The following is a 20,551-nucleotide window of genomic DNA, read 5'->3' as shown; positions in this document are numbered from 1 at the left end:
TGCGAACATTACCGCAGATGGTCCATATGGCGACGGATAGTACCTTTGGTCCGGTATGTCTGCCCAGAGACAGGGGCCGATCTGGGATAGATGTTGCGTCGATGGCGATGTGGTCTCTTCGATTCGGGTGAATGAGGGTGCCAGGGTGCAGAGCGGTCAGGTCCGGAACGTCGCCGCGGTATGCGGCTGGGCCGTTGTGCTCGTCGGGTTGCTGCCGGGGTTGCTCCTGCAGGGGCTCGACGTGCGTCTCGGACCGGCGCTCGCCGTGCAGTGCGTCGTCGTGGCGCACGCCGGCGGCGCGCTCGCCCGGGTGCTCACGGCGACGACCGTGCGGCTCGTCGCGTTCGGCTTCTGGCTGTTCACCTACGTATGGCTCGGACTGGCGCCGCTGGCCATGCTCGCCATCGACGTGTACCCCCTCAAGTACCGGGCGGGGGACGGTGCCGCGTTCATCGCCGCGGCTCTGATCGAGATCGGACTCCTGGCCTACAGCGCGGGAAGCGCCCTCGCGGGCAGGCATGCCAAGGACCGGTCCGTCGTTCTCAACTCGGTGCTGACGCGCAGGCTCGCACCGGTACCCGTGCTCCTGATGGGCGCTCTGGTGTGCCTGCTCGCCGTTGTCCTGATTCCTCAGCAGGGCGGGGTGGGCGCGTTCTTCTCCAGCCGTGAGGCGCTCCGGGACACCGGTGCGAAGAACGGGGGCGGTGGTGTGGGCAACGTCATCGGGGCCTGGGCGCTGGCCGTGCCCGCCTTCTGGGCCCTACTGGCCCTGCTGCACCTGCCCCGGCGAAAGGCCGGCGACAAGCTGCTGCGGGGATTGCGCTGGATGCTGCTCCCGCTCCTGATCGCCCTCAACGTTGTCGTCAACAACCCCATCAGCAGGCCGCGCTTCTGGGTAGGAACGGTTCTGCTGACCCTGCTGTTCTCCATGAGCCTGCTGCGCCGCCCCCGTGTCTTCCGGGTCGCGGCGGCCGCGGTCATGGCCACCGTGGTGCTGGTCTTCCCCTACACCGACTACTTCCGCTGGGACGAGCGCGAAGCGGTCCAGGTGGTCCCCGTCGCCGAGCAGTTCACCACGAACGGCGACTACGACGCCTTTCAGCAGATGCAGACCGGAATCGACTACACCAAGGATTCCGGTTTCTCGCCGACGAGGGCTCTCGGGCCCGCCCTCTTCATGGTGCCCCGCTCGATCTGGCCCGACAAACCACAGGACAGCGGCATCCAGCTCGCACAGTTCGCGGGCTACGACTTCCACAATCTCTCGGCGCCCCTGTGGATCGAAAGCTATATGTGGGCGGGCATCCCGTCCGTGATCGTGGTCTTCCTCCTGCTCGGTGCCGCCGGACGCAGGATGGACGACATCCGCAGCCGGCTCCGGGACGGCCAGGCCACCTTGGCCGCCCTCCTGGTCCCGGCCTTCGCCGTATATCAGCTGATCTTCCTGCGCGGCAGCCTCATGGGCATCGTGGGACCGCTGGTCCTGCTGCTGATCATCCCGTTCTTCATCACCTCGCCCGCCGCCCGGACGACCCGGCTTCCGTCAGCGGTGATGCCGGCCGGCAACACCCGCCCCGTAACCGTCTCCGCAACAGGAGGGCATCCGTGACCGGCCCCATCGGATTCGACGACAGATACAACGAGCCGGACCAACTGCGCGATCAGGTGCGCCGGCTGCTGAGGTACCGCTGGATCATCGCGCTGGGCACCGTGCTGGGACTCCTCGGCGGAGTGTGTCTGGCGCTGTTGCGCGCCGACCAGTACACCGCCGTCGGCGAGGTCGTCGTACGCTCGACGGCGGACCCGTTCAGCTCGATCAACGTGTCCATCGACCACCAGCTGAGCATGGCCACGGAACGGCAGGTCGCGCTCAGCGCGACGGTGGCCGCCCGCGCCGCGCGCGCTCTGGGGGAACCGACCGCCGCCGCCAGACTCCACAGCGGCCTGAAGGTGATCAACCCGCCGGACACCCAGGTACTCCGCTTCGAGTACGTGTCCACCGACCCGTACCGAGCCGCCGGCGCCAGCAACGCGTTCGTCGAGGCCTACCTCGCCGACCGCAAGGACAGGATCGACGCCATGGTCCGGCGGATGACGACGGCTCTGGACGAGCAGGTCGCCACGCTGGCCAAGCAGGGCGCGGCGCAGAAGGGCGCGGCACGCGCCGGTACGCAGAACCAGATCGACACCCTGCAGAAGCGCATCCTGGACCTGAAGGCCCGGGACACCACCGGCGGTGACATCGTGCGCAAGGGCGCACCGCCCGCCCATCCCTCCGGGCCGGGTCCCGAAGTCATCGCAGGACTCGGTCTGTTGGGCGGTCTCACCCTCGGCATCGTGCTCGCATGGCTGCTCGCGGTGCTCGAACCGCGGGTGCGCTCGATTTCGGACGCGCAGGCCAGCCTGGGCGCCCCGGTGCTGGGCATCCTGCCCGGCGCACCCGAGAACGGTGAACTTCTGCAGGTCGGCCGCTCCAGCGGCCCCCTGACCGAGGCGTACCGGACGCTCGCCTTCCAGCTGACCCACGACGGACGGAACTCCGGAAGCGGCAGCCTGCTGGTCCTGGCGCCGAGAGAGCACCCCGGCACCGCGGCCGTCGCCGCGAACCTCTGCGCCGCGATCGCGGAGACCGGCCATGAGGTCCTGCTCGTGGACGCCACCGCCGGTACGCCCGCGCTGGCGACCCGGCTGCCCCGTCCGTCGGGAGGCGCCGACGGTTCGAAGGGCGATCGCGTGACGATCGACGCGGGCAGGGCGGGCCGCTTCGCCCTCCTCGCCAGCAACCAGGGCAAGAACGGGGCCGGCGCGCCGCCCGCGTCGGCGGTGAGCCGACTCCTGCCCGAGGCGTCCTCCGGGAAGTCGGTCGTGGTCCTCACCCGGGCCCTTCTCGACCACGCCGACGGCCTGCCGGTGGCCCAGCGGGTGGACGGCGTTCTCGTGGTGGGCAGTTTGAACCGCACCCTGCGCGACGACCTCAAGCGGGTGCGCGAACTGATCGGCTGCGCCGGAGGCCGCATCGTGGGCGCGGTGCTCGACAGCGGTGAGCGGCCCGGCTGGTTCCGGGGCGTCGTGGACGGTGCGAGGGTCCGGCTGAGTCCGGGCGCGATCACCTCGGCCTCGGCCTCCCCGCACGTACGGCCGCTTTCCACGCGCCCCGATGAGGTGGCGCGCGACGGTGCGGTCGCCAAACCGGACGCGGTCGCTGCCGCCTCGCCCAAGTCGGCGGACTCGCCCAACGCGCGCAAGTCGGCTGAACCGTCCGAGGCTTCCGGCTCGCGCAAGTCGTCCGGCACATCCAGTGCCTCCGCCGCATCCAGCACATCCAGCACATCCGGCACGCCCGACTCGTCGGACGCGTCGCTGACGGTCTCGAAGGGATGAGTCGACCGGGGACGGCCGTGCCCGCCGCGGATGCGGCCGCCCGGAGCGGGGTCGTGGCCACCGCGCGGGGCGGCTGGTGGGGCATCCTCGGCGCCGGCACCAACGCTGTCCTCGGCTTCGCCCTGGTCGTTCTGGTCACCCGCGCGGTCGGGGCCCAGGGAGCGGGCGCCGTGTTCACCGGCGTCGCCGTCTTCACGATCCTGAGCAACACCTGCAAGCTCGGCGCCGATACGGGCCTGGTGCGTTTCGTGTCCCGCGGCCTGGCCACGGACGGTGGCCGCGGGGTCGGGGCACTGCTGCGCGCCGCCGTGGTCCCGTGCGCCGTGGCGAGCACCGCGTCCGCCGTGCTGCTGTACACCTCCCCTCTGCTGGCGACCTCCCTGCTTCCGGCCCTGCCCCCGGGGGAGGCGCTGGCCCTGATCCAGCTCTTCGCGCTGTTCCTTCCGCCGGCCACGGTTTCGCTCGTGTTGCTCGGCGCGACGCAGGGCCACGGCACCGTGCTGCCGTTCGTGGGCGTCGAACAGATCGGGAAACCGGTGCTGCGGGTCCTCCTCGCGGTGCCGATCGCGATTCTGACGCCGGGCGTCCTGGAGCTGTCCGCCGCCTGGCTCGCCCCCTCGCTCGCCGGCGCCGTGGCCGCCTGGGTCGCCCTGCGCCGATGCCGCGTCACGCACGGAAGCGCACAGCGGCCCGAAGACCCCCCGCCGTGGCGGGAGTTCTGGTCGTTCGCCGGTCCCCGCGCCATCTCCTCCATCTTCGACATCTGCGCGGTCTGGGTCGGCGTCATCCTCCTGTCGGCCCTGGCGACGAGTGAGGAGGCGGGCGTCTACACGGCCATCGGCCGGATCGTCACCGCCGGGACCCTGCTGCAGCTCGCCATCCGGCTCGCCGTCGCCCCGGAGATCAGCCGCCTCCTCGCCGTGGGCGCGATCCACCAGGCACGTGGGCTGCACCGGATCTCCACGCGCTGGATCGTGCTGTTCTCCTGGCCGCTGCTCGTGCTCCTCGCCTGCTTCCCGGGCACCGTGCTCTCGGTCTTCGGAACGGGCTTCGACCGGGGAGCGGACGCCCTGCTCGTCCTCTGCGCCGCATCGGTGGTCAACATCTCCGTGGGCAACGCTCAGACAGTGCTCCTCATGGCCGGACGAAGCGCGTGGCACCTGGCCGTCACCGGCGCGGCGTTCACGGCCCAGGTGGTCATCGGCCTTCTTCTGGTGCCGCGTTGGGGAGTGATGGGTGCCGCGATCTCCTGGGCCGTCGCGATCGTCCTCGAGAATCTCGTGGCCGCCGCCCTCGTCCGTGACAGGCTCGGATTCAGGACCGTCGACCGCGGATACCGTCTCGCGGTCGTCCTCGGGCTCTGCCTCACGGCGGTCCTGGTCATTCCCGCACGGGTGTTCATGGGTGACACGGTGTCAGGACTCGCCGCCGGAATCAGCCTGCTGATTTGCGTATTTAGTGTAAGTTCATGGCGGTATCGTCGGACGCTGGGCATCAACGACTTCGTCGGTGTACTCCGAAGCCGCGTCACAGTGCGATCCGCATAGGCATCGAAACCGCGGTCATCCTCTGTGACCGCTCATTCGCCCACATCGCGTCAAAGTCGCGTCATACCCGGGGTGTTCCATGCGCCTGAGAAGAAGACCCATCATGAGGATCGCCGGTACGGCTTTCGCCACGGCCTGCCTCACGACCGCCTCCCTCGTCACCGCGTCCGGCTCCGTGGGGGCGGCGGGGGAGACCCTGCTGACCGCCGATGCCATGTCCACGTGGCAGACGAACGGAATCGTCTGGTCGGTGGAGTACGCACGAGGTGTCGTGTACGTCGGAGGGACGTTCACGCACGTCCGTCCGCCGGGCGCGGCTCCCGGCACGAACGAGAAGCCCCGGAAGAACTTCGCCGCCTTCGACGCCGTCACCGGCGCACTCCTGCCCTGCGCGAAGGCGTTCAGCGGAGGGGAGAACACCGTCCGTGCGCTGACGGCCTCGCGCGACGGATCGGTGCTGTACGTGGGCGGTTCGTTCGGCCGGGTCGATTCCACCGGCGTGGCGAACGCCGTCGCGCTGAACACGGCCGACTGCTCGCTGCGGGGGGACTTCAGGCCCCACGTGTCCGCGACCGTGCGGGCCTTCGACACCACGGACAAGGCCGTCTACCTGGGCGGCGACTTCTCCAGCGTCAACGGCCAGGCCAGGAGCCGCCTCGCGGCACTCAGTCCCAAGGGAGCGCTGCTGCCGTTCCGCGCCGACGCCGACCGGTCGGTCCGGGCCCTCGCGGTGTCCGAGAAGCACGGGAAAATCATCGTCGGCGGCGACTTCTACGTCATGAACGGCCGAGGGGCCCATGGACTGGTGGCCGTCAACCCGTCCACGGGAGCCATCGTCCAGACCTTCGACAAGTGGATCCCGAACGACTCCCAGGTCAAGGACGTCGCCAGCGACGGTACGAACTTCTACGTGGCGGGCGAGGGAGACGTGGGCTCCTTCGACGGCCGGCTCGCCGCGCGTCTCGACAACGGCACGATGCTGTGGAAGGACACGTGCCAGGGCGCCACCCAGGCCGTCGTCCCCTACAAGGGGGTGCTCTACAGCGGATCGCACGCTCACAACTGCGACGAGACTCCCGGAGGATTCCCCCAGTCAGGACGTCAGAACTTCCTGGCCAACTCCATCAAGAACGAGACCATCCTGCACTGGTTCCCCGACACCGACGACGGTCTCGGAGAGGGAGTGGGTCCGCGGGCCATGGTCATGGCCAAGGACATCCTCTGGGCCGTCGGCGAGTTCAAGGCCGTCAACGGCAAGCCGCAGCAGGGGCTCACGCGCTTCCCGGCCGCGCCCGACACCGGGGCGCCGGAGCTTCCCAAGCCCACGGCCTCCAGCACCACAGCAGGCCGGATCAAGCTCGACTGGCGTGCCTCGTGGGACCGGGACGACGCCATTCTCACGTACCAGATCTACCGCGACGGCACGCTCGTCAAGTCGCTCAGCAAGGCCTCCCGCCCCTGGGACCGCCCGCAGATGACGTACACGGATTCCGTGGCCCCGGGCTCCGTTCACAAGTACACGATCAAGGTGTCCGACGGCAGCAATGTCTCAGGGCACTCCGTCCCCGCCACCATGACCGCGGCTCGCTGAAGAAGGAACACCGGTCCGCCATGAGAAAGAGACGCGTCGGATTCGCCCCCGGCGTATACGACCTGTTCCACGTGGGACATCTCAACATCCTTCGGCAGGCGCGCGCCCACTGCGACCACCTCATCGCCGGAGTCACCTCCGACGAACTGGTGGTGCGTATGAAGGGGCGTCCGCCCGTCGTCCCGCTGGCCGAGCGGGCGGACATCGTCAGAAGTGTTCGCTACGTCGACGAGGTCGTCATTCAATCGATGCTCGACAAGGTCGACATATGGAAGAGTGTCGGGTTCGATGTCATCTTCAAGGGAGATGACTGGCAAGGGACGGACCTCTGGAGCGAGCTCGAAGCGAAATTCAAGAAGCTCGGCGTGGAGATCGTCTACTTCCCCTACACGCTCCACACTTCGAGTACGCGGCTGCGCACCGCGCTCGACCTCCTAGGCTCCCGGGCTCCCGACCCGGCCGGTCCAGGAGAGCTCCCGGTACTGCTTCACGAGAAAGGCGGCCATGAAGAGAACATTGGCCACGAGCAGTACGACGTACAGGTCGAGAAAGAAGTCGCGGTTCCCCAGGAATAGGAAACTCACACACAACACGCCGTAGTCGACGGGTAGCAGGAGTAGGGAGCGCAGCGCGGAGGGCGGCTGCTGCGGCTTTCTCTCCCACTCCTGCTTCCGCTGGAGCTGTTCGGCCAGGATCCCGGCGAAGAAGACGACGATGGTCACCAGCTGGAAGGCCATCGGGGCGAGCAGGTAGAGAGGATTCGACAGGTCGAAGAATCGGCCGAACGAGATCAGTACGACCATGTGGACGGTCGCGAGCTTGGCGCAGTCGAGAACGTGGTCCAGCCATTCTCCCAAGGTGCTGCCGGACTGGCGGCTCCGCGCCAGTTGTCCGTCCGCCGAGTCCAGGGCAAAGCCCAAGCTCAGGGCCAGGAACACACCGAACGCCATGGTCGGCCCCGGCGGGACCGTCGCGACGGTGATCAAGGCCGAAAAGGTGAACACTGCACTGAGCGCTGTCACCTGATTGGGGGTCACCCCGATGCGGTACGCCGCGGCGGCGAGCAATCGGCCCGCGGGCCGATTGACGTACCGCGCATAGACCGATACTCCCTTCGCGGACTTCTGCGCCGTCGAGAGCAGCCTGAGTACCTTAGCGAATTCGCTCATGTGTCCTTGTTCTTGGAGCTCTTGCGTGAGAGGAACGAATTATGGCAGATACCGGTGGTTCGACACTCGGATCCAGTCGCAGAAATCTTCTGCGAGGCGGGGCGGCCCTGGCCGGCACGGCAGTGGTCGCGACCAGCACGCCGGCCTACTCGGGGTCGGACTCGGACCCTAAAGGCATGAGGCCCAGGAGGGACATCGGCGACCCGTCCCGGCGCCTGCCCCTGTGGTCGCCGTCCGTCGTGAACGTGGTCACGGATTTCGGGGCCATGGGGGACGGCGAAACCGATGACACCAAGGCATTCGAGCTGGCCTACAGGTACGCGGAATCACGGGTGAAGAACGGGGTCGGCCGCACGGTCATCGACATCCCCGCCGGCACGTTCCTCATCAAGCGCCCGAATGCGCTGCTGAACGGCGCGGCGCCGCCCCGCCCGGCGAACGGTCTGCGTTTCCGGGGGGCCGGAAAACGCATGACCGAGATCGTCTTTCAGCCGGCCACGGGTCCGGGCTCGTACCTGTGCCGCAACATGGATGTCTGGGCGAACGTGAAGTTCGAGCAGATTCAGTTCCGGTCGGCCACGCCGGGTGCGTCGTTCTTCTACTCGTACTCGACCGGACAGGCGCAGGACTACCGGTTCTCGGAGTGCGAGTGGATGGGCGAGTGGGAGTACGGACTCGCCCTCGACGGCACCGACACCAACTCCGAGATGCGCTGGGACGCCTGCAGGGTCGGCGGGTCCTACCGCAGGGCCTTCCTCTACTCCGGCCTGTCCCAGCGCGCGTCGAATCCCCAGCAACAGGACCAGTTCCTCAACTACTGGTTCAACGACATGAAGGTGGAGTACGACTGGGGCAACTTCCTGGAGTTTCCCTACGGAGGCTCGATCAACTGCCGCGGCGGGTCGTACATCATCATCGGCAAGCGTCCCGACCAGAGCCCGGAGTACGGCAGGTCCAGCACCTTCTTCCGGTTCCCTCCCGGGCAGCACCACGACTCGGTCCAGCGCTTCCACGCCTCGGACATCCGCTTCGAGGTGCGCGACCCGGACGTCGTGATCATCGACTGCTCGTGGGGCAGCGGAACGGTCCACTTCAGCGACTGCGACGACACCGCCAACGCGTACAAGGACTTCGCCTCCTCGGTCAGCGCACACCGCTACGCGGTCGGTGCGCGCGGACCCCTGATCCGCTACGACTCCTGCCAGTTGGCGGGCCGTCACGAGTACCGCCCGGCCACGCCGACCGACAAGGTCCCGAAGGTCGTGCGCTACGACATGTGCCTGCTCAGAAGCCACAACTCCGCCGACTTCGTGCTGTCCGAGGACGCTCCCTCCACGCCCTTCGTCACGTTCGTCGACTGCATCGACGAGCCGAGCGAGACACCCGCGGGAGAGCCCACGCCGACACCCGGCGCGACCCCCGCCTCGGTCCCCGGCGGCGCGGCGTCGCCGTTCGCGTAGCCCGGCGCGGATGCACTGTGCGGCGGTACGGGCCGGGGCAGCCGCACCGGCTCCGTGCGGGGCCCGGCGGTGGGCGGCGTGGGCGGGTGACGGACTCAGCGGCGTGCGAGCGAGCCCCGGACGAAGGCGGCCTGCCCGGCGTGCTGGAGACCGTCCGCGATGACGCTCACCAGCCGGACGCCCAGGGTGACCGGAGGGGACCACGAGTCGTCCACCACCCGGCTCAGCGCCGTGCTCCTCAAGCCGCTCACGAAGCCGATCGTCCCGTCGTGGACGGCGTCGAAGTATCCGAGCAACAACTCGGCCGAGTCGATGCGGACGGCCGCGACCTGCTTCCTGGAATGGCCGTAGCCGGTGTCCTCCTCGGCGAACGGAAGTGCGAAGCGGGCCGCCCAGTCCTGCGCGAGCCACACCTGCTCCCGGCCCGCCGCGTCGGCGACATGGTCGTCCTGGATCCGCGTGAGGTGCCACACGAGCCAGGCGATGGAGTTGGCCCCGGGGTCGAGACGGGCGCTCAGGTCGTCTGCCGAGAGCCCCTCGACGGCCTCGTGCACCGCCTCCTGAATGCGGGTGAAGGCGTCGGCGAGCACATCTGCGGCGTTCATGGGGAGAGTGAACCCCGCGCATCCCCGGGGCCGGGGGTCCGACACGGGCCGTTCGGCCCGCCGGGTACGTGGGGGAGTACTACCGGCGGGTCAGCAGGAGGGTCAGGATCTGGAACGGGCGCAGCGACAGCCGCACCGCACCCTCCTCCACCGGAAGCGGGGCGTCCGCGAGCGGGCGCTCCAGCAGATCCGTGGCCACCGCCCCCGCCAGGGGGAAACCGCAGCGCAGCGTCGCCGTCGCCCGGCCGCCCAGTGACTCGTAGAGCCGTACGACGACATCGCCCGAGCCGTCGTCGGCGAGCTTCACCGCCTCCACGAGCACCCCGGAGCCGGAGCCGGCCACCGTCGTCACCACGGGCACCACGTCCGCCCCGCCCGGCCCCACCCGCAAGGGCAGATTCAGCGCGTAGCCCTCCGCGATCGCGTCCTCGATCGTCGCGCCCGGCAGCAGGGCGTACGTGAAGCGGTGCAGGCCCTGGTCGGCCCCCGGGTCGGGGATGCGCGGCGCCCGGACCAGACTGAGCCGTACGGTCGTGGTCGTGCCGCTGCCGTCCTTCCGGGTGCCGCGCGACACATCGTGCCCGTACGTCGAATCGTTGATCAGCGCCACGCCGTAGCCCGGCTCCCCGACGTGCACCCACCGATGCCCGTACACCTCGAAACGGGCCGCCTCCCAGCTGGTGTTCGTATGCGTCGGCCGGTGGACATGGCCGAACTGGATCTCCGCCGTCGACCTGTCGGCGTGCACGTCGAAGGGGAACGCGGCCTTGAGGATCTTCTCCGACTCGTGCCAGTCGATCTCGGTCGCGATGTCGATCCGGCGGCTCCCGGCCCGGACGGTCACGGTCTGCGCGATCCGCGAACCCCGGCCGAAACTCCGCTCCACGCGCAGTGCGCCGAGCAGCGGATCGCTCTCCGTGACCGTGATCGTCACGTCCTCCAGCAGATCGGTCCAGCGGCCCAGGTAGTGCTTGTCGATGTCCCAGGCGTCCCAGTGGTTCGGCAGATCGGTGTGCAGCCGCAGCAGATTGCCGCGCCCGCCGGGAGCGAGCACCTCACGGCCGGCGGCCAGGTCCCGCACCGACGCGAAGGTGCCGTCGGCCGCCAGCTCGACCCGTACGAGACCGTTGTCGAGGACCCGCCCGCCGCTGACCGTCACCGGCCGATGTGCCCTCGGCGTGTCGGTGGTGACGGGCGCGCAGCCGGACGCGGGCACCTCCACGAAGAGGGCGGCCGACCCGTCCGAGAGCCGGGGCAGGTCCGGGTCCAGGATGCCGGCCAGCGTGGCGGGGACGCGTACGACCTCGGCCCGGTCGAGCGGTCCGGCGTTGTACGCCCACGCCTTCGCCGGACCGGCCCCGCCCACCGCCTCCAGCGCCTGTGCGGTCAGCGCCGCCAGCTCCGCGGCCACCCGCGCGTACTCCGCCTCCGCCTCCTGGTGCACCCAGGCGATCGACGAGCCCGGCAGGATGTCGTGGAACTGGTGCAGCAGCACCGTCTTCCACAGCCGGTCCAGCTCCTCGTACGGATACATGTACCCGGGAACGTGCAGCGCGGCCGTCGTCGCCCACAACTCGGCTTCTCGAAGGGCGTGTTCACTGCGCCGGTTGCCCTGCTTGGTGCGCGCCTGCGAGGTGAACGTCGCCCGGTGCAGCTCCAGATACAGCTCGCCCGACCACACCGGAGCGTCCGGATACTCCGCCCGCGCCGCCTCGAAGAAGGCATCCGGATGCTCGATCACGACCTTCGCCGAGCCCTCCAGATCGGCCAGCCGCCGTGCCCGCTCCAGCATCTCCCGCGTCGGCCCGCCCCCGCCGTCCCCGTACCCGAACGGCGCGAGCGATCGCGTACCGCGCCCCTTGTCCTGGTAGTTGCGCACCGCGTGCGCCATCTCCCGTCCGCTGAGCGTGGCGTTGTACGTGTCCACGGGCGGGAAGTGCGTGAACACCCGGGACCCGTCGATGCCCTCCCACCAGAAGGTGTGGTGGGGCATCCTGTTCGTCTGGTTCCACGACAGCTTCTGGGTCAGGAACCACGTCATCCCGGCCAGCTTCGCGAGCTGCGGGAACGCCGCCGTGCAGCCGAAGGAGTCCGGCAGCCACACCCCGTGCGTCTCCACCCCGAGCTCGTCGAGGAAGAACCGCTTGCCGTGCACGAGCTGGCGGGCCAGCGCCTCCCCGCCCGGCAGGTTCCCGTCGGCTTCCACCCACATCCCGCCGACCGGCGCCCACTGGCCGCCGCGCACGGCCTCACGGATACGGGCCCACACCTGCGGGTAGCGGTCACGGACCCACGCGTACTGCTGCGCCTGCGAGCAGGCGAAGACGAACTCGGGGTACTCGGCCGCCAGAGCGGTCGCGTTGGAGAAGGTCCGCGCCGCCTTGCGCCGGGTCTCGCGGATCGGCCACAGCCAGGCGGTGTCGATGTGCGCGTGCCCGACCGCCGAGATGGTGTGCGCACCGGCGTGCGCGGGCCGGGCGAGGGCCCCGGCCAGGAGCGCCCGCACCTGCCGCGCGCTCCCCGGTACGTCGTCCAGGTCCAGCGCGTCCAGCGCCCGGTCCAGGGTGTGCAGGAGCTCGTGGCGACGCGGCTCGTGCTCGCCCAGCTCCAGCATCAGTTCACGCAGCACCTGTACGTCCAGCGACAGGTGCCAGACCTCCTCGTCGAGTACGGCGAGGTCGGCGCGGGCGAAGGTGTACAGGGGCGCGCTGCCCGCCGTGCGCTTGTCGCCGAGCGCGGTGGGAGCGCGGAAGCGGCCGGCCAGGACGTCGGGGTTGGACGCGGCCTCGATCAGGAACTCGACGCGCTCGCCGCCCGCGGCCGGGGAGGCGACCGGCACGTACTGGTTCTGCGGATTGACCGCCTTGACCGGAGTGCCGTCCGGCAGATGCACCAGCGCCTCGGCCTGGTTTCCCGGCCAGCCGCCGACGAAACCCGGATCGAACCAGGCCTCGACCCTGAGGCCCGCCCAGTCCTCCGGTACCTCGCCGCGTACGTGGAACCAGGTCGTGCCCCACGGCGGCCCCCACCGCGTCCCCATCGCGAACGGCTCGTACGCCGCGCCCGCGGCCTCGGCGAACGGGACCGGCTCGCCGGGCGCTTGCCAGGCCGACACGGTCAGGGGCACGGTGGCCGAGTGGATCAGCGGCCGGATGCGCTGGTCCAGGACGCGGTCGACGCGCTGCTCGATCCGGTGGCGTTCGTCATGCATCTCTCAGCACCTACTTCCGGTTGAGATAGGCGAGACCGGGGTGCGCGGCGGTGTAGCCGTCGAGGAGACGGCGGGCGACGGTGACGGAGTCGACGAGGGGGTGCAGCGCGAAGGCCCGGACGGCGGCGGCGCGCGAGCCGCTCTCCGCCGCCAGGACTTCGCGCTCGACGGCCTTGACCGCCGTCACCAGGCCGACGGCGTGATACGGCAGCGGGGCGACGGCGCACGGGTGGGCGCCGTTCGCGTCGACCAGGCAGGGCACCTCGATCACGGCGTCCTCGTCCAGCACCGAAAGCGTGGTGCGGTTGCGGACGTTGAGGATCAGGGTGGCCCGCTCGTCGCGGGCGATCGCCCGCATCAGGGCGAGGGCGACCTGCTCGTAGCCGCCGGACTCCGTGTCGGCCGCGTCGCGCCCGCCCGCGCCGGACGCGTCACGGCTCTGCGCCATGTACGTGGCCTCGCGCTCCGCCCGGGTCCGGTCCCAGCTCTTCAGCGACGGGTCGGCGTAGAAGGCCGCCTGCTGGTCGAGCAGGAACGCGCCACGGGTCCGCTCGGCCCGGCGATAGGCCCGTACGGCCTCCCGGTTGAAGTAGTAGTAGTGCAGGTACTCGTTGGGGATCGCGCCGAGCGAGGTCAGCCACTCGGGGCCGAAGAGCCTGCCCTCCTCGAAGGAGCCCAGGGCCTGCGGGTCGGCGAGCAGCCGGGGCAGCACGTCGCGCCCGCCGACGCGCAGGGCGCGCAGCCAGCCGAGGTGGTTGAGGCCGACGTAGTCGATCCACGCCTCGTCCGGGTCCACGCCGAGGAGGCGCGCGACTCGCCGGCCGAGCCCGACCGGCGAGTCGCAGATGCCGATGACCCGGTCGCCGAGGACCCGGGACATGGCCTCGGTGACCAGACCGGCCGGATTGGTGAAGTTGATGACCCAGGCGTCGGGCGCCAGCTCGGCGATCCGGCGGGCGATGCCGACGGCGACGGGCACCGTCCGCAGCCCGTACGCGATCCCGCCCGCGCCGACCGTCTCCTGCCCCAGCACCCCCTCGTCCAGGGCGACCCGCTCATCGGCCACCCGCCCCTCCAGCCCGCCGACGCGGATCGCCGAGAACACGAAGTCGGCGCCGCGGACCGCCGCGTCGAGGTCGGTGGTGACCGTGACCTCGGGGGCGTCCGGGATCCCGGCGGCCTGCTCGGCGAGCACCCCGGCGACGGCATCGAGCCGGGCGGTGTCCAGGTCGTGGAGGGTGACGTGGGTGACCCGGCCCTCGGCGCGGTCGCCGAGGAGGGCGCCGTGGACCAGCGGGACGCGGAAGCCTCCGCCGCCGAGGATGGTCAGCTTCATGGGTGCCTCCGTGGCCGTGGCCGTCGCCGTCGCCGTCGTCGCCGTTCTCCGGTGGCAACGCTGTCACCTTCGGGGCGATCGCGCGAGGACCACGGTTCGGCCGCGGTGCGGACGGGGCGAGGTCGGGTACGCCTATCCGAGGTCGAAGGCGTTCCGCAGCCCCAGCCGGTAGCGCGTGCGGTCGTGCCGCTTCAGGTGCTCCAGTTCCGGAGCGCGGAAGAGGGGCTTGACCGTGCAGCGCGCGGCCGGTGAGGCGATCCGGTCCAGGAGGGCGTTGACGGCGGCGCGAGCCGAGGCGTTGGCGCCCTCCATCGTCGCCAGGTCGATGTCGACGGCGACGTAGTCCCCGGCCAGATACAGGTTGGGGATCCTCGTCGCCGCCGAAGGCCGGTTGTGGAAGGTGCCCACGGGGTGGATGAGCAGCTCGTCCTCGTTCGTGGGACGCGGCGTGCCCAGTCCGTCCACGCCCGGGTCCAGGAACCAGGAATGCAGGGCGGTGTCCTTGAGGACGGTGCGGCCCGTGTCGTTCAGGGCCGCCTTCAGCTGCGCCCACACCTCGCGGGCGACCTGCTCGCGGGTGCACTGCTTGGCCGTCCTGCCGTAGAGGATGCCGGGCTTGTCCCACTCGGAGATGTCCACGGAGAGACAGTCGACCGCGGCCCCGTCGCCGTAGTCGGCTGGGAAGTCGCGCCGCGGCCAGTGCTCGGCCTGCTGGATGGCGGTCAGGGACCAGGGGGAGTCGACGCAGTTGAGATGGCCGTGCACCAGCGGGGCGCGCTCGGTCAGATAGAACTGGATGCCCGTCATCCAGTCCGTCTCCAGCTTGTCGCACCGCGCCAGCTGCGGATCGGCCGCCCGCAGCGCCGGGCCCCAGGTGCGGCGTGCGTGCTCGACCGGGATCGCGGAGACGTAGTGGTCGGCGGTCACGGACCGCCGTACGCCCTGCGGATCCTCGGCGACGACCTCGGTGACCTGCCCGGATCCGTAGACGAACTCCCGTGCGGTCCAGCCGATCCGGAACTCCACGCCCAGCCGGGTCAGATGGTCCACCCATGGGTCGATCCACGCCTCATTGGTGGGAGCGTTGAGCATACGGTCCGGTGGCCCGTCCGCGCCCCGGCCCAGCGCGTTGAAGACGAAGGCCTCGCCGAGCGTGCCGACCGTGCGGGTGCTGGCCTCCTCCGCCTTCGTCGCGACGATGTTGCGGGTGACACCGACCGCGAGGAGGCGCTGGTAGTCCGGCGACATGAGTTCGGCGCGGACGAAGTCCCACCACGGGGTGCGCTCCCACACCTCGTCGCGCCGCTCGTCGCAGCTGGTCAGGAAGACGAGAACGCGGTTCACGAAGTACGCCGTCTCGTGCACGGGCAGGCGTACGGCCGTCTCCAGCAGGGCCGTGAGCGCACGGCGGATCTCGTCGGCGGTCAGCCGGGCCGGCCGGTGACCGGGCCAGGGGATCGAGAAGCGGATGTCCTCGCGGCCGGTGCGGGCCATGCTCATCTCACTCGGCGCCACGAGGTTGTCCCAGACGCCGTTGGCGTTGCCGGGGAAGGGGATGCGCCGCATCGTGTCCGGGAGATTGTGGTAAATGCCCGGGATGAAGCGGAAGCCGTGCTCGGCCGGTAGGGCTCTGCGGCCACCCTTCCCCGTGCCCGGCACGTCCATGCTGCGGGCCTTGCCGCCGAGCGCTCTCCTCTCGTACACCGTCACCCGTAAGCCGCGCTCGGCGAGTTCATGGGCCGCGGTGAGGCCCGCGACCCCGCCGCCGATGACGGCGACGGACGGTGCCCGGTGCGCGGTCGCCGCCGTGGCCGGGGCGGTGGCCGCGGCCGCCGTCCCGCCTGTGCCGAGGGCGACCGCCGATCCCGCTGCCGTGGCTCCCGCGATGAGGACGCGCCGTGTGGTTCCGGTTCCCGTTCCGTTTCCGGTTGCCGACCGATCCATGCCCAGCTCCCTACTCGGCGGTAACTGTCACATCCGGCGCAGGAGCATACGGACGGCCCGCACACCCCGGAAGGCACGTGCGGGCCCATTCACCGAGCGCGACGCGCCCCGGGACACAATGGGGCCATGCCCCGACGCACCACCCGCCCCAAGCCCCCCACCGTCACCGCCGACGCGGCCTGCCCCTGCGGGCTGTCCGCCACCTACGGCACCTGCTGCGGCAGGTTCCACACGGGATCCGCCACCGCCCCCACGTGCGAGCTCCTGATGCGCTCCCGCTACTGCGCCTTCGTCGTCCGCGACGAGGCGTATCTGCTGCGCACCTGGCACCCCACCACCCGGCCGCGTTCCGTCGACTTCGACCCGGACATGTGCTGGAGCGGGCTGGAGGTCGTGGACACCACGGACGGGAGCATGTTCCACACCACCGGGACCGTCACCTTCGTCGCCCGCTACACGCACGGCTCCGAGCCCGGAGCGCTGCGCGAGCGCAGCCGCTTCGAGCGGTACGACGGAGCCTGGGTGTACGTGGACGGCACGTTCGAGGAGTGAGCGGAAAATCCGTTGCCGCCCGATGCCGCGCGCCCTAGCGTCCGGGCCATGCTGCCCAAGGTCGACACGGATGAAGAGTGGGACGCGATCGTCCCCGACGAGACGGTGATGCGCCCCGGCGCGGAGGACCTCTGCGCCCGCCTCGGGCTCGCCGGAGCCCCGCTGACCCGCTTCACCGAAGGCTCACAGCCGGTCTACGCGGTGGGCGACGAGCACGTGCTCAAGCTCTTCCCCGGGGCCGCCGCCGAGGACGGAATCGCCGAAGGGCGGGTCCTGACCCACCTTCAGGGACTCCTGCCGGTGCCCACCCCGCAGGTGCGCTCCTTCGGCCCGTACGAGAACGGCTGGCAGTACGTCCTCATGTCCCGGCTCCGCGGCGAGGGCCTGGCGCCCGCCTGGGAGCGCATACCTCAGGCCGACCGGGAGCGCATCGTCACCGAGGCCGGCGAGACCCTCGCGGCCCTGCACTCCCTCGACCCCGAGCCGCTCGCGGACGTCCTCGGACCCGGTGACTGGGCCGGGTTCACCGAGCGCCGGCGTGCCGGTGCCGTGGAGCAGCAGCGCGAACGCGGACTGCCGGAGGCCTGGTCGGAGCAGATCCCCGGCTTCCTCGACTCGGTCGCGCTCACTCCCGGCCCGCACCGCTCCCTGCTGCACACCGAGTTCATGCGCCAGCACCTCATGGTCGATCCGGAGGGGTGGCGGCTCACCGGGCTCTTCGACTTCGAGCCCGCGATGATCGGCGACCGGGCGTACGACTTCGTGGGTGCCGGGCTCTTCGTCACGCGCGGCGATCCGAAGCTGCTCGACCGTCTCTTCAGGGCGTACGGCCGCGGCTTCGAGCCGGACGAGCTCCTCGCGTACACCCTTCTGCACGTCTACAGCAATCTCCCCTGGTATTTGCGCGAGCTGCCCGCGCCGCCCGAGCCGACGCTCGAATCGCTCGCGCAGACGTGGTTCGGCACGGCCTGACATCAGGGTCTGCTCCCGAGCGCTACCCCCGGTCAGAGCAAGAACTCACCTGACTGGATCAGGTTTCGCCCTGTCAGCGCGCGTGTCGGGGCGTCGGCGGCTGGGATGAGCGTCGTGTGGGCCAGCCGGTCCGCACGGTGATGCCGTCGGAAGCCCGCAGAGGCCATCGGTGCCGGCGGGGAAGGAAGCCACGACATGAACAGTCAGACCTCGACCGCTGGACGGATCCGTGCGCGACGCTCGCGGGTCCTGCTCGCCTCCATAGCCGGCGTCATGGCCATGACCGGCCAACTGCTGGTGGTGGCCCCGCCCTCTCACGCGGCGAACCCGGAACCCGAGCAGCAGCAGCAGATGAAGCTCTCCGAGCCCCGCCCGGACCATGACGAGGACGAGGACGAGGAGCAGGGCAAGGATCAGGGTAAGGACAAGGGGCAGGGCAAGGACCAGGGCAAGGACCAGGACCAGGGCAAGGATCAGGAGCAGGGCAAGGACCAGGGCCAGGACAAGGAGCAGGGCAAGGAGCAGCCGAAGATCCCTCCGGTCCTGCACGGGCTGCTGCAGTTCACCGCTGACGCGATCTTCACGCCTCCCGAGGGCGTCACCTCGGTGTTCGTCCAGGCCTGGGGCGGCGGTGGCGGCGGTGGCGGCGGTGGCGGTGGCGGTCGCGGGGACGGGGCCGTCGAGGGCGGCGACGGTGGCGGTGGCGGTGGCGGCGGCTTCACCTGGTGCCTGATCCCGGTCAAGCCCGGTCAGCACTACCTGGTGGATGTCGGCCTCAGCGGCATCAAGGGAGAGGGCGGGCCCGTCAACGGGGCCGGAACCGAGGGCCGTGACGGAGGGGCGACCAGCGTGACAGGGCCCGAGAACAGGCTGCTGCTCGCCGCCACAGGTGGAGAACGAGGCGGCCCCGGTCTGGCCGGCGGCGGCGACGGCGCACCCGGCCACGGCGGCAACGGCTCGTGCTCCACGGGCGGGCTGAACCGGTCCGGTGACGACGGTGACGGCAGGATCGGCGGCGGTGTCGCCGACGGCATTGCCGGCCTGCCCCCGGTCACCGCTGTCGGCGGTGACGGTGGTCAGGGCGGCCGCCCGGGCCAACCGGGCGATGACGGCCAGCCCGGCGGCGCCGGATTCGCCGTCGTCTACTGGTAGACGCGGACCGGCAGACCCGAACCGCCCCTCGGCCGGCTGTGCCGGGGGGCGGTCCCGCGCCGGACCGGCCGAGACGGTCAGACGCTCGTCGTCGACCCCGGCCGCACGATCATCAGCACGGTGACCGTGGCCCACAGCAGATTGAACACTCCGGTGTACATGGCGAGCCGCTTGGTGTCCGCGATCTCGGCCGGGCCCTCCAGGACCTCGCTCTGCCGGGGCAGCACCAGTACGGCGAGCACCGCGCCGGCCAGCGCGGTGAGCGCGATGGAGACGATCAGCCAGGCGTCGCCCAGCACCTGGAGGCTGATGGCGGTCGCGAGACCGAAGACGGGGACGACTATGCCGATGCCCGAGTACACCCGGCAGACGCGGTGGAGGTTGCGCAGGACCGCGCGCGCCCGGTCGTCGTCCGGCTCGGCGATGACCTGGCGGGCGGTGGCGGGGAACATGCTGGCGGCCACGGTCACGGGGCCCACGGCGACGATCGCGGCCAGGACGTGGACGATGAGGAGGATCTTGGTCACGGGATGACGCTAACGAGGCACGGGACACGGCCGGCAGTGGCGCCGATGCCACGTTCCAACGGATTCTCGCCAGGGCTCCGGGGCACGTGTTCCCTGCCCCGGACCGGCGCACCCCTCGTTGGCGGGATCCGGGCGAGGGCATACGTTATGGCCATGCACACCGTGGCCGTGCTCGCCCTCGACGGCGTCATCCCCTTCGATCTGTCCACCCCCATCGACGTGTTCGGACGCGCCCGGCTGCCCGACGGCCGGCCCGCCTACCAGGTGAGGGTCTGCGCCATCGAGGACGAGATCGACACGGGCTCCTTCACGCTGCGCGCGCCCTGGGGCCTCGACACGCTGGCCGACGCGGACACCGTCGTCCTGCCGGGCTGCGCCAAGCCCTGGGAGCCGGTGCCGGACGAGGTGATCGATGCCGTGCGGCGGGCGGCCGCGGACGGCACCCGGATCGCCTCGATCTGCGTCGGCTCCTTCATCCTCGCCGCGACCGGGCTGCTCGACGGGCTCCGCGCCACGACCCACTGGCTCGGCGCCGACGGCCTCGCCCGTATGTACCCGAGGATCGAGGTGGATCCGGACGTTCTCTACGTCGACAACGGACAGTTCCTCACCTCGGCGGGCTCGGCCGCCGGTCTTGACCTGTGCCTGCACATGATCCGCCGCGACTACGGCTCGGCGGTCGCCGCCGACGCGGCACGGCTCTCGGTGATGCCGCTCGAACGCGAGGGCGGCCAGGCCCAGTTCATCGTCCACCAGCAGCCCCCGACCCCCAGCGGCGCGACCCTGGAACCCCTGCTGCGCTGGATGGAGGAGAACGCCAGGCGCGAACTGACCCTCGCCGACATCGCCGCCAGGGCCGGTATGAGCCCCCGCACGGTCAACCGCCGCTTCCGCGAGCAGACCGGCACCACCCCGCTCCAGTGGCTGCACCGCGCCCGCATCCGCCAGGCCCAGCACCTCCTCGAAACCACCGCCCACCCGGTCGACCGCATCGCCAGCCAGGTCGGCTTCGGCTCGCCGACGGCCTTCCGCGACCGCTTCAAGCGCCAGGTGGGTACGAGCCCGCACGCGTACCGCCGCGCCTTCCGCGGTGCCTAGTACCGC

At 70.6% G+C, this 20,551-nt stretch carries 15 protein-coding genes and 1 pseudogene; 10 read left to right on the top strand and 6 right to left on the bottom strand.

What is annotated here, in order from left to right; translation table 11 throughout:
* Positions 1 to 145: 145 nt before the first annotated feature.
* From ABT342_RS07795 to ABT342_RS07775, 5 genes and pseudogenes are all read left to right on the top strand, one after another.
* Complete coding sequence (locus ABT342_RS07795; RefSeq protein ID WP_351568568.1) at positions 146 to 1,609, top strand: hypothetical protein; 1,464 nt, start codon at positions 146 to 148, stop codon at positions 1,607 to 1,609.
* Positions 1,606 to 3,381, top strand: a complete 1,776-nt coding sequence (locus ABT342_RS07790) for a hypothetical protein (protein WP_351568565.1) — start codon at positions 1,606 to 1,608, stop codon at positions 3,379 to 3,381. Before ABT342_RS07795 ends, ABT342_RS07790 begins: the two co-directional genes overlap by 4 nt.
* Positions 3,382 to 3,434: 53 nt before the next feature.
* Positions 3,435 to 4,928 carry an oligosaccharide flippase family protein gene (locus ABT342_RS07785; protein WP_351568562.1) on the top strand — a complete coding sequence of 498 codons (1,494 nt, stop codon included), beginning with the start codon at positions 3,435 to 3,437 and terminating at the stop codon, positions 4,926 to 4,928.
* 103 nt (positions 4,929 to 5,031) lie between these two features.
* On the top strand, positions 5,032 to 6,519 hold the full coding sequence (locus ABT342_RS07780; RefSeq protein WP_351568559.1) for a PQQ-binding-like beta-propeller repeat protein: 1,488 nt from the start codon (positions 5,032 to 5,034) through the stop codon (positions 6,517 to 6,519).
* A gap of 20 nt (positions 6,520 to 6,539) precedes the next feature.
* A pseudogene (locus ABT342_RS07775) lies at positions 6,540 to 6,965 on the top strand (FAD synthase family protein); the annotation flags it as partial.
* On the opposite strand, the gene ABT342_RS07770 reads toward ABT342_RS07775, so the two are convergent.
* Positions 6,954 to 7,688: a CDP-alcohol phosphatidyltransferase family protein gene (locus tag ABT342_RS07770; protein WP_351568556.1), complete on the bottom strand. Its 735-nt coding sequence runs from the start codon at positions 7,686 to 7,688 to the stop codon at positions 6,954 to 6,956. The pseudogene ABT342_RS07775 and the gene ABT342_RS07770 overlap by 12 nt on opposite strands.
* Positions 7,689 to 7,864: 176 nt before the next feature.
* Between ABT342_RS07770 and ABT342_RS07765 the strand changes: the two genes are divergently transcribed.
* Positions 7,865 to 9,148, top strand: coding sequence for a glycosyl hydrolase family 28-related protein (locus ABT342_RS07765; RefSeq protein ID WP_351568553.1), 1,284 nt, complete (start codon positions 7,865 to 7,867; stop codon positions 9,146 to 9,148).
* 95 nt (positions 9,149 to 9,243) lie between these two features.
* Here the strand turns inward: ABT342_RS07765 and ABT342_RS07760 are convergent, their stop codons facing one another.
* From ABT342_RS07760 to ABT342_RS07745, 4 genes are all read right to left on the bottom strand, one after another.
* Positions 9,244 to 9,753, bottom strand: coding sequence for a mycothiol transferase (locus ABT342_RS07760; protein WP_351568550.1), 510 nt, complete (start codon positions 9,751 to 9,753; stop codon positions 9,244 to 9,246).
* A gap of 79 nt (positions 9,754 to 9,832) precedes the next feature.
* Positions 9,833 to 12,964 carry an alpha-mannosidase gene (locus ABT342_RS07755; RefSeq protein ID WP_351568547.1) on the bottom strand — a complete coding sequence of 1,044 codons (3,132 nt, stop codon included), beginning with the start codon at positions 12,962 to 12,964 and terminating at the stop codon, positions 9,833 to 9,835.
* A gap of 10 nt (positions 12,965 to 12,974) precedes the next feature.
* The gene (locus tag ABT342_RS07750; protein ID WP_351568544.1) at positions 12,975 to 14,300 is read right to left on the bottom strand and encodes a 6-phospho-beta-glucosidase; all 1,326 of its coding nucleotides are present in this window, start codon (positions 14,298 to 14,300) and stop codon (positions 12,975 to 12,977) included.
* Between the two features lie 132 nt (positions 14,301 to 14,432).
* Positions 14,433 to 16,244, bottom strand: a complete 1,812-nt coding sequence (locus ABT342_RS07745; protein WP_351568541.1) for a hydroxysqualene dehydroxylase — start codon at positions 16,242 to 16,244, stop codon at positions 14,433 to 14,435.
* A gap of 126 nt (positions 16,245 to 16,370) precedes the next feature.
* Here ABT342_RS07745 and ABT342_RS07740 point away from each other — a divergent pair, with 126 nt between their 5' ends.
* The 3 genes from ABT342_RS07740 to ABT342_RS07730 all read left to right on the top strand — a co-directional run bounded on the left by ABT342_RS07740 (position 16,371) and on the right by ABT342_RS07730 (position 18,920).
* Complete coding sequence (locus tag ABT342_RS07740) at positions 16,371 to 16,796, top strand: YchJ family protein (protein WP_351568538.1); 426 nt, start codon at positions 16,371 to 16,373, stop codon at positions 16,794 to 16,796.
* A 48-nt stretch (positions 16,797 to 16,844) separates the two neighbouring features.
* Complete coding sequence (locus ABT342_RS07735; RefSeq protein WP_351568535.1) at positions 16,845 to 17,768, top strand: phosphotransferase family protein; 924 nt, start codon at positions 16,845 to 16,847, stop codon at positions 17,766 to 17,768.
* Positions 17,769 to 17,963: 195 nt separating this feature from the next.
* Positions 17,964 to 18,920 (top strand): hypothetical protein, encoded by a 957-nt coding sequence (locus tag ABT342_RS07730; RefSeq protein WP_351568533.1) that lies wholly within the window; start codon positions 17,964 to 17,966, stop codon positions 18,918 to 18,920.
* 77 nt (positions 18,921 to 18,997) lie between these two features.
* On the opposite strand, the gene ABT342_RS07725 is transcribed toward ABT342_RS07730, so the two are convergent.
* A complete protein-coding gene (locus ABT342_RS07725; RefSeq protein WP_351568531.1) occupies positions 18,998 to 19,447 on the bottom strand; it encodes a hypothetical protein in 450 nt (149 codons plus the stop codon).
* A gap of 153 nt (positions 19,448 to 19,600) precedes the next feature.
* Between ABT342_RS07725 and ABT342_RS07720 the strand changes: the two genes are divergently transcribed.
* Positions 19,601 to 20,545, top strand: a complete 945-nt coding sequence (locus ABT342_RS07720) for a GlxA family transcriptional regulator (RefSeq protein ID WP_351568529.1) — start codon at positions 19,601 to 19,603, stop codon at positions 20,543 to 20,545.
* Positions 20,546 to 20,551: the final 6 nt, after the last annotated feature.

Source organism: Streptomyces sp. NPDC000410 (assembly GCF_040300305.1).
In the GTDB taxonomy this organism is placed as follows: domain Bacteria; phylum Actinomycetota; class Actinomycetes; order Streptomycetales; family Streptomycetaceae; genus Streptomyces.
This window is presented reverse-complemented; position numbering and strand designations above follow the sequence as displayed.

What these genes read in the sequence shown, in the direction of transcription:
- ABT342_RS07780 (WP_351568559.1), top strand. Translation starts at nt 5,032, where the DNA reads ATGAGGATCGCCGGTACGGCTTTCGCCACGGCCTGCCTCACGACCGCC.
- ABT342_RS07770 (WP_351568556.1), bottom strand. Translation starts at nt 7,688, where the DNA reads ATGAGCGAATTCGCTAAGGTACTCAGGCTGCTCTCGACGGCGCAGAAG.
- ABT342_RS07765 (WP_351568553.1), top strand. Translation starts at nt 7,865, where the DNA reads ATGAGGCCCAGGAGGGACATCGGCGACCCGTCCCGGCGCCTGCCCCTG.
- ABT342_RS07760 (WP_351568550.1), bottom strand. Translation starts at nt 9,753, where the DNA reads ATGAACGCCGCAGATGTGCTCGCCGACGCCTTCACCCGCATTCAGGAG.
- ABT342_RS07755 (WP_351568547.1), bottom strand. Translation starts at nt 12,964, where the DNA reads ATGCATGACGAACGCCACCGGATCGAGCAGCGCGTCGACCGCGTCCTG.
- ABT342_RS07750 (WP_351568544.1), bottom strand. Translation starts at nt 14,300, where the DNA reads ATGAAGCTGACCATCCTCGGCGGCGGAGGCTTCCGCGTCCCGCTGGTC.
- ABT342_RS07745 (WP_351568541.1), bottom strand. Translation starts at nt 16,244, where the DNA reads ATGGATCGGTCGGCAACCGGAAACGGAACGGGAACCGGAACCACACGG.
- ABT342_RS07740 (WP_351568538.1), top strand. Translation starts at nt 16,371, where the DNA reads ATGCCCCGACGCACCACCCGCCCCAAGCCCCCCACCGTCACCGCCGAC.
- ABT342_RS07735 (WP_351568535.1), top strand. Translation starts at nt 16,845, where the DNA reads ATGCTGCCCAAGGTCGACACGGATGAAGAGTGGGACGCGATCGTCCCC.
- ABT342_RS07730 (WP_351568533.1), top strand. Translation starts at nt 17,964, where the DNA reads ATGAACAGTCAGACCTCGACCGCTGGACGGATCCGTGCGCGACGCTCG.
- ABT342_RS07720 (WP_351568529.1), top strand. Translation starts at nt 19,601, where the DNA reads ATGCACACCGTGGCCGTGCTCGCCCTCGACGGCGTCATCCCCTTCGAT.